Source organism: Mitsuaria sp. PDC51 (assembly GCF_900113225.1).
GTDB lineage: Bacteria > Pseudomonadota > Gammaproteobacteria > Burkholderiales > Burkholderiaceae_C > Roseateles.
On sequence record NZ_FOZE01000001.1, the window covers coordinates 1,706,309 to 1,720,475 of the forward strand.

The 14,167-nt window shown below is 71.4% G+C and carries 13 protein-coding genes; 8 read left to right on the top strand and 5 right to left on the bottom strand.

Features of this window, described 5'->3' with window-relative positions:
• Nucleotides 1-16: 16 nt before the first annotated feature.
• Both BM393_RS07410 and BM393_RS07415 read left to right on the top strand, forming a co-directional pair.
• Complete coding sequence (locus tag BM393_RS07410) at nucleotides 17-652, top strand: UdgX family uracil-DNA binding protein (protein WP_091724108.1); 636 nt, start codon at nucleotides 17-19, stop codon at nucleotides 650-652.
• A gap of 57 nt (nucleotides 653-709) precedes the next feature.
• Nucleotides 710-1,672, top strand: coding sequence for a helix-turn-helix domain-containing GNAT family N-acetyltransferase (locus BM393_RS07415; protein ID WP_091725166.1), 963 nt, complete (start codon nucleotides 710-712; stop codon nucleotides 1,670-1,672).
• Nucleotides 1,673-1,737: 65 nt separating this feature from the next.
• Here BM393_RS07415 and BM393_RS07420 read toward each other — a convergent pair whose 3' ends face one another.
• Entirely contained in the window at nucleotides 1,738-3,735 is a 1,998-nt protein-coding gene (locus BM393_RS07420) for a TonB-dependent siderophore receptor (RefSeq protein WP_254783259.1), read from the bottom strand.
• Nucleotides 3,736-4,330: 595 nt separating this feature from the next.
• Nucleotides 4,331-5,869 (bottom strand): alkaline phosphatase, encoded by a 1,539-nt coding sequence (locus BM393_RS07425; protein ID WP_091724114.1) that lies wholly within the window; start codon nucleotides 5,867-5,869, stop codon nucleotides 4,331-4,333.
• A gap of 138 nt (nucleotides 5,870-6,007) precedes the next feature.
• On the opposite strand from BM393_RS07425, the gene BM393_RS07430 reads away from it, so the two are divergent.
• Nucleotides 6,008-6,415 carry a hypothetical protein gene (locus tag BM393_RS07430; RefSeq protein ID WP_091724116.1) on the top strand — a complete coding sequence of 136 codons (408 nt, stop codon included), beginning with the start codon at nucleotides 6,008-6,010 and terminating at the stop codon, nucleotides 6,413-6,415.
• Between the two features lie 49 nt (nucleotides 6,416-6,464).
• Here BM393_RS07430 and BM393_RS07435 read toward each other — a convergent pair whose 3' ends face one another.
• From BM393_RS07435 to BM393_RS07445, 3 genes are all read right to left on the bottom strand, one after another.
• Nucleotides 6,465-6,968, bottom strand: a complete 504-nt coding sequence (locus BM393_RS07435; RefSeq protein WP_091724119.1) for a hypothetical protein — start codon at nucleotides 6,966-6,968, stop codon at nucleotides 6,465-6,467.
• Nucleotides 6,969-7,068: 100 nt separating this feature from the next.
• Complete coding sequence (locus BM393_RS07440; protein ID WP_091724121.1) at nucleotides 7,069-7,656, bottom strand: TetR/AcrR family transcriptional regulator; 588 nt, start codon at nucleotides 7,654-7,656, stop codon at nucleotides 7,069-7,071.
• A gap of 85 nt (nucleotides 7,657-7,741) precedes the next feature.
• Nucleotides 7,742-8,902, bottom strand: a complete 1,161-nt coding sequence (locus BM393_RS07445) for an iron-containing alcohol dehydrogenase (protein WP_091724124.1) — start codon at nucleotides 8,900-8,902, stop codon at nucleotides 7,742-7,744.
• Between the two features lie 164 nt (nucleotides 8,903-9,066).
• On the opposite strand from BM393_RS07445, the gene BM393_RS07450 reads away from it, so the two are divergent.
• The 5 genes from BM393_RS07450 (at nucleotide 9,067) to BM393_RS07465 (ending at nucleotide 14,109) form a co-directional block, all read left to right on the top strand.
• Nucleotides 9,067-10,077 carry an alpha/beta hydrolase gene (locus tag BM393_RS07450; protein ID WP_091724126.1) on the top strand — a complete coding sequence of 337 codons (1,011 nt, stop codon included), beginning with the start codon at nucleotides 9,067-9,069 and terminating at the stop codon, nucleotides 10,075-10,077.
• Nucleotides 10,074-10,955: a YbgC/FadM family acyl-CoA thioesterase gene (locus BM393_RS07455; RefSeq protein ID WP_091724128.1), complete on the top strand. Its 882-nt coding sequence runs from the start codon at nucleotides 10,074-10,076 to the stop codon at nucleotides 10,953-10,955. The genes BM393_RS07450 and BM393_RS07455 overlap by 4 nt, the downstream gene beginning before the upstream one ends.
• A gap of 182 nt (nucleotides 10,956-11,137) precedes the next feature.
• Nucleotides 11,138-13,339: a catalase/peroxidase HPI gene (gene katG / locus BM393_RS07460; protein ID WP_091724131.1), complete on the top strand. Its 2,202-nt coding sequence runs from the start codon at nucleotides 11,138-11,140 to the stop codon at nucleotides 13,337-13,339.
• A gap of 156 nt (nucleotides 13,340-13,495) precedes the next feature.
• Nucleotides 13,496-13,642, top strand: a complete 147-nt coding sequence (locus tag BM393_RS25615) for a hypothetical protein (RefSeq protein ID WP_175538215.1) — start codon at nucleotides 13,496-13,498, stop codon at nucleotides 13,640-13,642.
• On the top strand, nucleotides 13,639-14,109 hold the full coding sequence (locus BM393_RS07465) for a hypothetical protein (RefSeq protein WP_091724134.1): 471 nt from the start codon (nucleotides 13,639-13,641) through the stop codon (nucleotides 14,107-14,109). Before BM393_RS25615 ends, BM393_RS07465 begins: the two co-directional genes overlap by 4 nt.
• Nucleotides 14,110-14,167: the final 58 nt, after the last annotated feature.

The window sequence follows — 14,167 nt, forward strand, 5'->3', positions numbered from 1 at the left end:
GTGGGCCGGAAGCGACATGGCCCGCGTCGCTCGCGCCGCCCGGCAGGCCCAGTGGGCGCAGCTCGCCGAGCAGGCGAAGGCGTGCCGGGCCTGTCCCTTGTGGCAGGGCGCGACGCATACGGTATTTGGTGAAGGGCCGGTCGCGGCGCGGCTGATGCTCGTCGGCGAACAGCCCGGCGATCGCGAGGATCTGCAGGGGCATCCCTTCGTCGGCCCGGCGGGACGTCTGCTTGATGAGGCGCTCGAGCAACTGGGCTGGCCACGCGACCAGCTCTACCTGACCAACGCGGTCAAGCACTTCAAGTACGAACTGCGCGGCAAGCGGCGGATGCACAAGTCGCCGGCGCAGCGCGAGGTGCAGGCCTGCGCGCCGTGGCTGGAGCAGGAGATCGCCACGGTGGACCCGGCCGCGATCGTGGCGCTCGGCGCCACGGCGGCCCGCGCGGTGCTGGGGCATGCGGTGCCGGTGCTGGCGAATCGCGGCCAATGGCTCGCGCGCGAGGATGGCCGGCGCGTGCTGATCACGCTGCACCCGTCGGCGCTGCTGCGCGACCGCGGACCGGATCGTGACGCGGCGATCGCCGCGTGGATCGAGGACCTGCGCCGCGCCGGGGAGCTGCCGAAGCGTGGCGGCGCTCCGCCCAACGTGTGAGGTCCGCTGGCAATCAATTGCTTGCCAAAAGCAAATACATGGCGCAGCATGCGCGCCATGATCGACAGTGACCGTATCGAAGCCGTCCGCCGCTTCAACCGCTTCTACACGCGCCGCATCGGCGTGCTCGACGAAGGGCTGCTGGACTCCGAGTTCAGCCTCACCGAGTGCCGCATCCTCTGGGAGCTGGCGCATCTGGAGGCCGGAACCGGGATGACCGCGACCGAACTGGGGCGGCTGCTGGACCTGGACGCCGGCTACCTCAGCCGCTTGCTGCGCCATCTGAAGGAGCGCGACCTGGTGCGCGCGTCGCGCAGCGAGGCGGACGCCCGGCAGTCGCTGCTGACGCTGAGCCCGGCCGGCCGCAAGGCCTTCAAGCCGCTGGATCGCCGCTCGCGCGAGCAGGTGGGCGAGCTGCTGGGCCAGCTCGGCGAGGTCCAGCAGGTGGAGCTGCTTCAGGCGCTGCGGCGGGTGCAGTCGTTGCTCGAGGAGCCGGGCGCGAAGCCGGCGAAGGGCGGCCTCCTGCTGCGTCCGCACCGGCCCGGCGACATGGGCTGGATCGTCGCGCGGCATGGCGCGCTCTATGCGCGCGAGTACCAGTTCGACCTGAGCTTCGAGGCGCTGGTGGCGCGCATCGCCGCCGACTTCCTCGAGCGCTTCGACCCGCGTCGCGAGGCCTGCTGGATCGCCGAGCGCGACGGCACCAACATCGGCAGCGTCGCGCTGGTGCAGGCCCGCGACGAGGCGACCGGCGCGCCGATCGACGGCGTGGCGCAGCTGCGACTGCTGCTGGTGGAGCCCTCGGCGCGCGGACTCGGATTGGGTGATCGCCTCGTCGCCGAGTGCCACCGCTTCGCCCGCGAGGCGGGTTACCGGCAGGTGCGCCTGTGGACCAACAGCCAGCTCGATGCCGCCAAGCACATCTATCGCAAGGCGGGCTACCAACTGGTCGCGAGCGAGCCCTTCCAGGGATTCGGCCTGGATCTCGTCGGCGAAACCTGGGAGCTGACGCTGGGCTGATCCGCGAGCACGGGGTCCGCCGCGCCCGGCGTTGCCGCGCTCGCCACGCTCAAGAGCTCAGTAGCTCAATAGCTCAGCTGCAGGCTCAGCGTCCAGGTGCGGCCCAGCGCCGGCGAGACCACGTTGGCGTTGATGGCGCCGTCGAAGTAGTCCTTGTCGAGCAGGTTCTTCAAGCCCGCATTGACGCGCCAGGCCGGGCCGGCGTAGCCGACGCTCGCATCGACGACCGCGTAGCCGGGCAGCGCGAAGGGCAGGCTGCCGCGTTGGCGGCTCACCGCGCGACCTCCGAGGCCCAAGGTCCAGTTCGGCAGCCCGGTCGGCTTGTACAGCGCCCACAGCGTCGCCGCATGCAGCGGCTGCAGGTTGATCGGCTTGCCGAGGATCGCGGCGTTGTTGTCGCGCGTGACCCGCGCGTCGGTGTAGGCGTAGCCGGCGGTCAGGCTCAGTCCGTCCTTGAGCCGGGCGCCCACCTCGAGTTCAACGCCGCGCGACTGCTGCTCGCCGGTCTGCACGCTGAAGCCGGTGTTGACCGGATCCGAGGTCGTGACGTTGCGCCGCTTGAGGTCGAACACCGCCAGCGAGCCGGTGAGCCGGCCGTCCGCCGATTCATGCTTGAGCCCCCATTCGTACTGCTTGCCGGTCTCGGGCACGAAGCCCTTGCCATCGAAGTCCTGGCCGCTGACCGGCAGGAAGGACTCGGACCAGCTGACGTAGGTGGACCAGCCGGGCAGGAACTCCTTGACCAGGCCGGCGCTGCCCACGGTGGCCGCGTCGGTCTTCAGCGACTGCGTGTTGCGGACGCGGTCCTCGAGCCGCTCGCGCGAATGGTCGCGGCGCAGGCCCACCAGCGCGGTCCAGCCGGCGCCGAACTTCATCTGGTCCTGCAGGTAGAGGCCCGCCACCGTCAGCGTCGACGGCGCGAAGGCGGTCAGGTTGGCGGGGCAGGTGGCCGGCATGCCGTACTGCGGATTGAACAGGTCCAGCGGCGCGATCGTGCAGGCGCGCGAGCCCTGGCGGCTGTGGCCGCGGCGCGCGTCCAGGCCGACGACCAGCTGGTGCGCGACCGGTCCGGTGTCCGCCCGGTAGAGCAGCGAGGTGTCGGTGGCGAGGATGTCGTAGTCCAGGTACTGCCGCGTCGCCGAGCGATTCTGCAGACGGCGATTGGCTTGCAGCGCCTGCAGCGCGACGAAGTTGCCGGTGCCCGATTCCTCTTCGTAGCGCACGCCCTGGCGCAGCGTCAGCGCCGGATCGAAGCGGTGCTCCAGGCTGTAGCCCAGGGTCTTCTGCTCGACGTCGTAGCCGCCGAAGGCGGTATCGCCGGTGAACATCCGGCGGTCCACCGTGCCGTTGGGATTGGGCAGCAGCGTGCCGTAGGGCGTCGTGCCCTGCTGGCGGATCCACTGGCTGTGCGAGTAGCTGCTGAAGATCACGACCTCGGTGTCGCGGCCGAAGTCGATCGACAGCGACGGCGAGACCCAGCGGTCCTTGCGCCAGACCTGGTCGGTGGCGTCGTCGCCGTCGGAGGTCTGCGCGGTGATGCGCAGCGCGGTGCGGCCGTTGGCGGAGAGCGGCTCGTTGATGTCGGCGGACAGCGTGCGGCTGTTGAAGCTGCCGATGTCGACGCCGCCATCGAGGCGGCGTACCGTCTCGGGCCGCTTGCTGACCGCATTGACCAGGCCGCCGGGCTGCACCTGGCCGTAGAGGATCGAGGACGCGCCCTTGAGTACCTCGAAGCGCTCGTAGGCGTAGCTGGTCAGCCGCGTCCACATGCCGGGGCTCTGCACCAGGCCGTCGATCAGGATGGACTCGGTGGAGCGGAAGCCGCGGATGTTGATGTCGTCGAAGCCTCGGCGGCCGAAGTTCACCGGGCTCACGCCGGGCACCGTCTGCAGCGCCTGCTGCAGGTTGGTGATCTGGCGCGAGTCCATCACCTCGCGGGTCACGACGCTCATCGAGCGCGGGGTCTCGAGCAGGCGCATCTCGGCCTTGCCGGCGGTGATGCCCTGCGTCGGCGCGAAGCCGGTGTCGCGCTGGACGCTGCCGTAGATCACGACCGAGTCCATGCGGCGCGGCTCGGCCTCCGAGGCGGCATCGGCAGGCGCGGCCGGCGCGGCGGTGCCGCCGGGTGCCACAGGGCCACTGGTTGCCACAGGGCCGCCGGACTGGGACGCGGACGCCGACGGCGTCTGGGCAAGGGCGATGGGGCCGTGCACGCTCAGCGCGATGAACACGGCGATGGCGACGGGATGCTGGGCGGGCGCGCACGGGCGCGGCAGAGTGGAACGACGATGGAGACGGAAGGACATGGACGTCGACGGCAACGGGACGCCGGCGCGGGACACGCACGGCGCACGGGGTGGAGGGATCCGCGTTGCATGGCGTCAGCGAGCAAGGCACGGCAGGTCGACCGGTCCCGCGAGGACGGGTCCGGCGGCGGCATCGAGGCCGCGATCGAGGCGTTGGCTGGCTGTGCGGATGGCCGCGTCGTGGACGGGCCTGGCTGGCTCGCGCTCCGCGTCGGTGGCGGAGGGCGCTGGCGGCGGGTGGGGCGGGGTAGCGCCCCGAGACCGCGAGCGGGGCGGAGTGTACCGAGTTTGTTTCGCGCGCCGAGGAAGCACGGCGACGCCGCGGGGGCGATCGGCGTCCCGTCGCTGCGCCTCAGGAGGCTGCCTGCGCGCCCGGTCGCCCCGCCTCGACGACGAAGCGCGCCGCGGTCGACACGGGGCTCTTCGCGTCCCACGGCGACGCCACGCTGCGCAGCTCGACATCGAGCCGGTCCGCCCTCAGCTCGAAACGCATGTAGCCGCGCTGGTCGCTGCGGCCGTAGCGCAGGTGCGGATTGAAGGGCAGGGCCTTGTCCAGCTGCGACTGCTCCGCGCCGTGGCTGGAGATCGAGGTGCCGCAGAACTCGCTGGCCAGCACCGGCGCCCGCTCGTCGTCCCAGTCCAGCTTCAGGTCGGCCACGTAGTTGGCGTGGACGTCGCCGCCCAGCACCACCGTGTTGGGCACGCGCCGCGCCTGGAGGTCGCGCAGCAGGCGCTCGCGCGCGAAGGGATAACCGTCCCAGCCGTCGGTCCAGTAGCGCCCCGGCCCCTGCGCCGGATCCTGCCGGTTGAAGCGCGCCATCAGGGTCTGCTGCGCCAGCAGGTTCCACGGCCGCGTGGCGTCCCAGCTGTCGCGCAGCCATTGCTCCTGCGGCCCGCCCAGCAGCGTGCGGCGCGTGTCCAGGAGCTCGGGACAGTCCTTCACGTTCACGGTGTTGGAGCCGCCGCGGCCGGGCTTGGGGCAGGCCTGCGGATCGCGCCAGGAGCGATCGTCGAGGGTGATCAGCCGCGCCAGTCGGCCCCAGTCGACGCGGTGGCTGAGCGCGATGTCCACGCCCTTGGGCCGCATCGATGCCGGGAAGGGCTGGTGCTCCCAGTACGCCTGCGCCGCGGCGACGCGGCGTTGATGGAAGTCCGGCGCCAGGTCCTGCGACACGTCGCCGGCCCAGTCGTTCTGCACCTCGTGGTCGTCCCAGGTCAGGATCCAGGGCGCGTTCGCATGCATCGCCTGCAGCTGCGGGTCGCGCTTGTACTGGGCGTAGCGGTCGCGGTAGTCGGCCAGGCTGCGGCACTGCGGCCCATGGTGGCGCCGCGGCACGCGGGCATCGTGCGGCGTGGCGTATTCATAGATGTAGTCGCCCAGGAACAGCACCAGGTCGAGGTCCTGCCTCGCCATGTCGCCCCAGGCCGCGTACTCGCCGTGGTCGAAACGCTGGCAGGACGCGATGGCGAAGCGCAGGGCCGCCGGCATCGCGTCGGCCGCCGGCGCGGTGCGGGTGCGGCCAGCCGGGCTCTGCTGCCCCAGGGCGCGAAACCGATACCAGTACCAGCGGTCCGGGCGCAGGCCGGCGGGCTCCGCATGCACGCTGTGGGCGGTGCCGGGCTCGGCGTGCTCGGTGCCGCGCGCCACCACGGTCCGGAAGGCCTCGTCCTGCGCCAGCTCCCAGTGCACCGGCACCGTTGCCGGCAGGGCCTCGCCGAGGAGCCGCGTCCACAGCACCACGCGGTCGGCGCGCGGACTGCCGGAGGCGACGCCGAGCGCGAACAGCGGCTCGGCGGCCGCATCGGCGTGTCGCAGCAGCGCCGGCGCGCAGCCGGCGACGAGAGCGGCCTGCAGCAGGCCGCGGCGGGAGAGGGACCCAGGGCAAGTCATGGCCCCGAGCGTAATCCGGGACGCTGACAGCGCCACGAGGCCATGACGCCACAGCGGCGCGACGACACGGCGGCGCGGCGCACGGCCGCACGGGCGCCCGGTACGATCCAGCCTCATCGCTCCCGCCCACCGCCGCGCATGACCACCCAGCTCATCCTCTTCCGCCTCGCCATCCAGAGCAGCTACGTCGCCAACTCCGAGGAGCCGGCGACCGAGGACACCTTCGACACCATCCAGTTCTTCGCGTCCAACGGCGCCGCGTGGCGGATCAAGACCTATGCCACCGACCAGGACGTGCATGTCTGGTCGCTCGATGGCGGCGAGCTCGGCGACCTGGTCGAGCTGGCGGTCAGCAACACCGAGGCCAACTACGGCGACGTGCTGGAGGAGGGCTACATCATCGACTCCGAGACCGGCCTGGACGGCGTGCGGGAGCAGCTCGAGGCGCGCGGCCTGCCGCCGCATCTGAACGAGACCTCGGTCGGGGCGGTGTTCTGGACGCCGCCGGGCTCCGGCTACAAGTCCAGGAGCCGGCCCGGCAACTGAGCGCCGGCCCGCGCGCTCGCGCGTGGTCGAGCGGCGGTCCAGCTCGTCATCACCGGCTGCCGGCGCGGTTCTCCGCCCGGATCGCCAGCCCCTGCAGCGTGAAGCCGACCGCGAAGACGAGCAGCCAGCCCAGCAGCGCGGCCTTCACCACCGGATCGTCCGGACCGGTGGCCAGCGGATGCGCGACCGGCAGCCGTGTCAGCGTCTCGTTGATGCCCGGCACCAGGAGCAGGAAGAAGCTGAACGAGAGGCCGAAGGTCTGCGCATAGGGCCTCAGCCGGCCGAGGACGCCCAGCCGCGGCGCGACCCAGGCGCCGCCGAACGCCGCCAGCAGGGCCAGCACGCCCAGCACGTGACCGGGATTGACGCCGGTGACACTCGACAGCCCGAAGGCGGTGAACACCGACAGCGTCAGTCCGGCGAGATAGACCTGGCCGGAGCGCGTGGAGGGCTCGATGCGACGCCTGCGCGCGAAGCCGTGCAGGCCCGCGACGAGCGGGATCAGGCTGATCAGGGTGTGCGCGATGCCGAGCGATGAAAGCGGGTGGGGCATGGGGACCTCGTTGAAGCAGGTGATGAAAGTACGATCTACTAGTTGGTAGATTGATGGCGCGAAAGAAGGGCGGCCGAAGCCGCCCGCGGTGCAGCGCCCGTCAGGCGGGCTGGGTCAGCTTGAGGATCGCCGGCTGCACGATGGCGGCGAAGGACTTGGGGTCGTCCAGCGCCCGCGCCACCAGCATCGCGCCGTGCACGACCGCCATGAACGAGCGCGCCGAGATCGCGGGGCTGTTGAGCAGGTGGAACTGGCCGGCCCCGACGCCGCGCTTGAGCACCGACGCCAGCCAGGCGTTCAGGTCGTGGAAATGGGCGCGTACCTCGGCAGCCACGTCCTCGGGAATGGTCGGCATCTCGGTGGCCAGCATCGCGCAGATGCAGAAGGGATGCTCGCCGCTGCGGATGCAGCCGGCCCAGTAGTCCGCATAGGCGTTGAGCTCGGACAGCGGATCGTCGAACTGCCGCTCCAGCGAGGCGAGCCCTTGCCGCGCTTCCTCCCGGTAACGCGCGACCACCGTCTGCACCAGCGCCGCCTTGCTCGGGAAGTGATGGTGGATGCTGGCCTTGGTGATGCCCACCCGCTCGGCCAGGTCGGCATAGCTGAAGCTGTTGTAGCCGCCGGCGACCAGCAGCGCCCGCGTGTGGGCGGCGATCTCGGCGGCTTTCGGGGAGAGCTCGATGGTCATGAATGCGGAGGCCGTCGCGTGAAACTGGGTCGCACTCTACTAGTTGGTAGGTTGGTTGTCAAAGCCCCCGAGGCTAGCCTGCGGCTCACATCGACTCGTCCAGCATCCGGCGGTAATCGCTGGCCGAGGCCTCGCGCGGGTTGGTCTTGTGGCAGTGGTCGTGCAGCGCGCGCTCGACGATCTGGTCGTACAGCTCGTTTGTCACGCCCATCTCACGCAGGCCCGACGGCAGGCCGAGCCGCTGGTTCATCGCCTTGACCGCGCCAGCCAGTTCATCGGCCGGCGTGCCTTCCTGCAGGTTCATCGCATGGCCCATGCGGGCGATCTTGTCGTCGCGCCGCATCGAGTCGTGCATGCCGTTGAAGCGGATCACCGCCGGCAGGAAGACCGCGTTGAGCGTGCCGTGGTGCAGCCTGGGCATCAGCCCGCCGAGCGCGTGGCTCAGCGAATGCACGCAGCCCAGTCCCTTCTGGAAGGCCAGCGCCCCCATGGTGCTGGCCGCCATCATGTCGAGCCGGGCGTCGAGGTCGTCGGGATGCGTGGTGGCGCGCTCGATCTGGCGCCAGCCGCGGCGCAGGCCCTCCAGCGCGATGCCGTCGGCCGGCGGATTGAAGGCGGCCGACATGAAGGTCTCCATGCAGTGCGCGATCGCGTCCATGCCGGTCGCTGCGGTCAGCGCGGCAGGCAGCTTGCGCGTCAGCTCCGGATCGCAGACGGCCGAGCGCGGCATCAGCGTCCAGTTGTGGAAACCCAGCTTGCGGCCGTCGTCCACGATGATGATCGCGCCGCGCGCGACCTCGGAGCCGGTGCCGGCGGTGGTCGGCACGGCGATCAGCGGCGCGGCCTGCGGGCCGATGTTGCCGGCCCCGCCGAGGATGGTCGCGTACGCCGTCAGCGGGCCCTCGTGGGTGGCCGCGATCGCGACGCCCTTGGCCAGGTCGATGCTGGAGCCGCCGCCGATCGCGATCAGCCCGTCGCAGCCGTGGGCGCGGTAGAGCGCGGCGGCCTCGCGCACCGCGGCCTCGGTCGGATTCGGCGGGGTGCCGTCGTAGACGGGCAGGGCGGCGGCGTCGATCGGGGACGCGGTCCAGGCCTCGATCACCAGGTCCAGCACGCCGGCCGCGCGCACGCCCTTGTCGGTGACGATCAGCGGCCGCGTGATGCCGGCACGGGCGCATTCCGCGCCCAGCACGCGGCGCGCGCCGACCTCGAGATGGATGTGGGTGAGGTACTGGATCAGGGCCATGGGCGGAGTCCTTCTGCCGGGAGGTGGACGAGGGGGAAGGCGGGTCTTGGCGCCGCTTCGGCGACGGCGCGCGTTGTCTGGGAAAATCCCGCGATTGCGGCTCGGCGAACGGCTGAGCCTACGCCCTGGAGTTCCCGTTGAGTAGCACCTTGTTGACACCGCGGATGGCCGCGGTGCTCGAGCGCATCCACCGCGCCAACCGCCCGTCCTTCCACAGCCTCTCGCCCAAGCAGGCGCGCATCGCCTACCTGATGGGCGCGGAGATCCTGGACCTGCCGCGGGCGCCCTTGCCGCGCATCGAGAACCTGGCAATCCCCGGTCCCGCCGGCGACATCGCGGTGCGCCTGTACGCCCCGGTCACGCGCGAGGATGCCGCCGCCCGCGATCCGCGCGGCCTGCCGGTGCTGCTGTACTTCCATGGCGGCGGCTTCGTCATCGGCAGCCTGGAGACCCACGACAGCCTGTGCCGCCAGCTGGCGCTGCGCAGCGGCGCGGCGGTCGTCGCGGTGGACTACCGCCTGGCGCCCGACCACCCGTTCCCCGCCGCCGTCGACGACTGCTGGGCCGCGCTCGCCTGGCTGGCGCAGGCCGCGCCGTCGCTGGGCCTGGACCGCGCGCGCATCGCCGTCGGCGGCGACAGCGCCGGCGGCACGCTGGCTGCGGTGACCGCGCTGCATGCCCGCGACATCCGCGCGCAGCTGGGCGTCCCGCTCGCGCTGCAACTGCTGATCACGCCGGGGGCGACGGCGCATGCGGACACCGACTCGCACCGCCGCTTCGCCAAGGGCCACCTGCTGGACGCCGACACCATCGCCTGGTTCTTCAACCAGTACATCCCGGCCGAGCGACGCGAGGACTGGCGCTTCGCGCCGCTGCAGGCCGAGGACCACGAGGACCTGGCGCCCGCCTGCTTCATCCTGGCCGAGGCCGATCCGCTGATCGACGAGGGCATCGCCTACGCCGACCTGCTGCGCGCCCGCGGCAACGCGGTGCGGCTGGAGCTGTACCGCGGCGTGACCCACGACTTCATCAAGATGGGTCGCAGCATCCCCGAAGCCGAGCAGGCGCTGGACGCCTGCGCCGATGCGCTCCGGACCGCCTTCGGCCTGCCGGCGCCGGCCACCGCCCCCGTGACTTCCACGACCTCCACGACCCCCACCGGGGCTTCCGCATGAGCAGCACCACCGCCTCCGCGCTCGCGCGCGACCGCTTCCGCTTCTTCGAACGCCTGCGCGTGCGCTGGGCTGAGATCGACGCGCAGCAGATCGTCTTCAACGGCCATTACCTGACCTACTTCGACACCGCGGTGGGCGGCTACTGGCGCGCGCTGGCGCTGCCCTACGCGCCGACGATGCAGGCGCTCGAGGGTGACCTGTTCGTGCGCAAGTCGACGATCGAATACCTGGGCTCGGCGCATTACGACGAGCTGTTGGACATCGGCGTGCGCACCGAGCGCGTCGGCACGACCTCGCTGACGGTCAGCTGCGCGGTGTTCCGCGGCGACGAGTGCCTGGTGCATGGCGAGCTGGTCTATGTCTTCGCCGATCCGGTGGCGCGCGTGCCCAAGGCGGTGCCGCAGGCGCTGCGCGAGCTGCTGCTGGGCTTCGAGCGCGGCGAGCCGATGACCGACGCGCGCGTGGGCAACTGGGCGACGCTGGGCGCGGACGCGCACCGCATCCGGCAGGCCGTGTTCGTCGAGGAGCAGAAGATCCCCGCCGACATGGAGTGGGACGCCGCCGACGAGAGCTGCACGCACGCGGTCGCCTACAACCGGCTGGGCCGGCCGCTGGCCACGGGCCGGCTGCTGGAGCATGTGCCGGGCGTGGCCAAGATCGGCCGGATGGCGGTGCTGTCGCCGATGCGCGGCAGCCGCGTCGGCCGCCAGGTGCTGGACGCGCTGATGCAGGCCGGCCGCGAGCAGGGCTACCGCGAGGTGCTGCTGCACGCGCAGCTCAGCGCCGAAGGGTTCTACACGCGCGCCGGATTCCAGCGCCGCGGGCCGGTGTTCGAGGAAGCCGGGATCGCGCACGTGGAGATGGTGCGGGGGCTGTGACCAAGGCCCGGCTTCTCCAAGCTTGCCGCTATCCAGGCCATTAGGAATTGCAAATGGCTCTCTGATTGCCGATAGCAAATACTCGCGCCACCCCTGACATTCCAGGGGACAGGAAGCGCCGCGTCGAGGAGGGCTCGACATCCTGGCGACGCGGTGCCGGCAGCAAGACAACTGGAGAAGCGATGAGTGAACAAGGCAAGTGCCCGGTGATGGGGCATGGCAGCGCGCCGGTGGCGCGGACCAACCGCGACTGGTGGCCCAACCAGCTCAACCTGTCGGTGCTGCGACAGCTCTCGGCCAAGTCCGATCCGATGGGCGAGGACTTCAACTACGCCGAGGAATTCAAGCGCCTGGACCTGGAGGCGCTCAAGCGCGACCTGACCGCGCTCATGACCGATTCGCAGCCCTGGTGGCCGGCCGACTGGGGCCACTACGGCGGGCTGTTCGTCCGCATGGCCTGGCACAGCGCCGGCACCTATCGCACCGCCGACGGCCGCGGCGGCGCCAGCGCCGGCAACCAGCGCTTCGCGCCGCTGAACAGCTGGCCCGACAACGGCAACCTCGACAAGGCGCGCCGCCTGCTGTGGCCGATCAAGCGCAAGTACGGGCAGCGGATCTCCTGGGCCGACCTGATGATCCTGGCGGGCAACGTCGCGATGGAATCGATGGGCTTCAAGACCTTCGGCTTCGCCGGCGGACGCGAGGACATCTGGGCGCCGGAGGAGGACGTCTACTGGGGCGCCGAGACCGAATGGCTGGCCACCAGCGACAAGCCGAACAGCCGCTACACCGGCGAGCGCGAACTGCAGAAGCCGCTGGCCGCGGTGCAGATGGGCCTGATCTACGTGAACCCGGAAGGCCCGGACGGCAAGCCCGATCCGGTGGCCTCGGGCCGCGACGTGCGCGACACCTTCGGCCGCATGGGCATGAACGACGAGGAGACCGTGGCACTGGTCGCCGGCGGCCACACCTTCGGCAAGGCGCATGGCGCCGGCGATCCGAAGCTGGTCGGCCCGGAACCGGAGGCCGCGCCGATCGAGGCGATGGGCCTGGGCTGGATCAACCAGTTCGAGTCGGGCAAGGGCGTGCACACCACCACCAGCGGCATCGAGGGCGCGTGGAAGCCGAATCCGACCACCTGGGACAACGGCTACTTCGACATGCTGTTCGGCTACGAGTGGGAGCTGACCAAGAGCCCGGCGGGCGCCCACCAGTGGGTGGCCAAGGACGTCAAGCCCGAGCACATGATCCCGGACGCGCACGATCCGTCGCGCAAGCACGCGCCGATGATGACGACGGCCGATCTGTCGTTGCGCATGGATCCGATCTATGAGCCGATCTCGCGCCGCTTCCATCAGGATCCGGCCGCCTTCGCCGATGCCTACGCCCGCGCCTGGTTCAAGCTGACCCACCGCGACATGGGCCCGAAGTCGCGCTACCTGGGCCCGGACGTGCCGGCCGAGGACCTGCTCTGGCAGGACCCGCTGCCGGCCGTCGACCACGCGCTGATCGACGCGGCCGACGTCGCGGCGCTGAAGACCCAGATCCTGGCGTTCGGCCTGACGGTGAGCGAGCTGGTGTCGACCGCCTGGGCCAGCGCCTCGACCTTCCGCGGCTCTGACAAGCGCGGCGGCGCCAACGGCGCGCGCATCCGCCTCGCGCCGCAGAAGGACTGGGAAGCGAACCAGCCGGCGCAACTGGCCAAGGTGCTGTCGGCACTCGAGACCATCCAGCGCGACTTCAACGCGGCGGCGACGGGCGGCAAGCGCGTCTCGCTGGCCGACCTGATCGTGCTGGGCGGCGTCGCCGCGATCGAGCAGGCGGCCCAGGCCGCGGGCCATGCGGTCGTGGTGCCGTTCACCCCGGGCCGCACGGACGCTTCGCAGGCGCAGACCGACGTCGAGGGCTTCGCGGTGCTGGAGCCCGTCGCCGACGGCTTCCGCAATTACCAGAAGGCCCGCTTCACCGTCTCGGCCGAGGAGCTGCTCGTCGACAAGGCGCAGCTGCTGACGCTGGGCGCGCCCGAGATGACGGCGCTGGTCGGCGGTCTGCGGGTGCTCGGCGCCAATGTCGGCGGCGTGTCGCACGGTGTCTTCACCGACCGGCCTGGCGTGCTCACCAACGACTTCTTCGTCCACCTGCTGGACATGTCGACCCAGTGGCGCGCGAGCGCGCAGGACCCCGACGTGTTCGAAGGCCTGGATCGCGAGACCGGGCAGCCGCGCTGGACCGGCACCCGCGTGGACCTGGTGTTTGGCTCGAACTCGGTGCTGCGCGCGCTGGCCGAGGTCTACGGCAGCGCCGACGCGCAGGGCCGGTTCGTCCGGGACTTCGTCGCCGCGTGGACGAAGGTGATGAACCTGGACCGCTTCGACCTCGCCTGATCGGCGGGTGACAAGACTGGCGCGATGAACGCGCCATGAAGGGGCGGCGGGGCGCCCCCGGCCGGCAGGTCCGGCGCGGGGAGCCTCGCCGCCGGTCCCGGTCCCTCGACGGGCCGGGACGCGACAAGCAGACGGCGCAGGCCGCAGGAGACAGCCATGGTCATCGATGTTGTCCTCGATGCCGTCATCGACCTCGTCCGCGATGCGGCGAAGCGATGGCCCGCCGCCCCGGGCGGCAAGGACTGGCACCGCGAAGCGAGCGTCGCGCCGGGGCTGCGCGCCTGGACCCGGCGCTGGCCATGACGGCCCAGCGCTGCGTGCTCGCGGCGCGGAGCGGCCGGTCCGAAGGCGGCGTCGAGGGCGCCGACGCGGCATGCCAGGCGCTGCGCGGGCTGTGGGTGCGGGTGCTCGTCCAACTGCGCGAGCTCGGCCAGTCCTGCGCGACACCGGCGGCGCAGCAGCGGCTGCGGCGCATCGGCGTGCGGCGTCCCGACGTGCTCGTGGACGGCCTGGCCGGCGAATTCCGTCGGACCCACCAACTGGCCGCGATGGGCTGCTGCCTGCCGCCGGCGATCGAGGCGCTCGTGCCCGGCGCCATCGCCCCGCGCGATGAAGACGGCCTGGATCGCGGCTTCGAGGCGCTCAGCGCGAGCTACGCGCAATTGCTCGACCGCCTGGCGCCGCCGCCGGGCAGCCACCGTCACAACTGGCTGGAGAGCCGCGTGCGGGTGCATCTGGCGAGGGCCGAGGCGCTGCGAGGGGTGCTCTGACGTGGTGCTCCGAAGTGGAGCTCTGACGTGGCGCTTTCGCCTTCATCCCGAGGAGGGC

Coding starts and splice junctions, on each gene's coding strand:
- BM393_RS07410 (WP_091724108.1), top strand. CDS start 17: ATGGCCCGCGTCGCTCGCGCCGCCCGGCAGGCCCAGTGGGCGCAGCTC.
- BM393_RS07415 (WP_091725166.1), top strand. CDS start 710: ATGATCGACAGTGACCGTATCGAAGCCGTCCGCCGCTTCAACCGCTTC.
- BM393_RS07420 (WP_254783259.1), bottom strand. CDS start 3,735: ATGGACTCGGTCGTGATCTACGGCAGCGTCCAGCGCGACACCGGCTTC.
- BM393_RS07425 (WP_091724114.1), bottom strand. CDS start 5,869: ATGACTTGCCCTGGGTCCCTCTCCCGCCGCGGCCTGCTGCAGGCCGCT.
- BM393_RS07430 (WP_091724116.1), top strand. CDS start 6,008: ATGACCACCCAGCTCATCCTCTTCCGCCTCGCCATCCAGAGCAGCTAC.
- BM393_RS07435 (WP_091724119.1), bottom strand. CDS start 6,968: ATGCCCCACCCGCTTTCATCGCTCGGCATCGCGCACACCCTGATCAGC.
- BM393_RS07440 (WP_091724121.1), bottom strand. CDS start 7,656: ATGACCATCGAGCTCTCCCCGAAAGCCGCCGAGATCGCCGCCCACACG.
- BM393_RS07445 (WP_091724124.1), bottom strand. CDS start 8,902: ATGGCCCTGATCCAGTACCTCACCCACATCCATCTCGAGGTCGGCGCG.
- BM393_RS07450 (WP_091724126.1), top strand. CDS start 9,067: ATGGCCGCGGTGCTCGAGCGCATCCACCGCGCCAACCGCCCGTCCTTC.
- BM393_RS07455 (WP_091724128.1), top strand. CDS start 10,074: ATGAGCAGCACCACCGCCTCCGCGCTCGCGCGCGACCGCTTCCGCTTC.
- katG (WP_091724131.1), top strand. CDS start 11,138: ATGAGTGAACAAGGCAAGTGCCCGGTGATGGGGCATGGCAGCGCGCCG.
- BM393_RS25615 (WP_175538215.1), top strand. CDS start 13,496: ATGGTCATCGATGTTGTCCTCGATGCCGTCATCGACCTCGTCCGCGAT.
- BM393_RS07465 (WP_091724134.1), top strand. CDS start 13,639: ATGACGGCCCAGCGCTGCGTGCTCGCGGCGCGGAGCGGCCGGTCCGAA.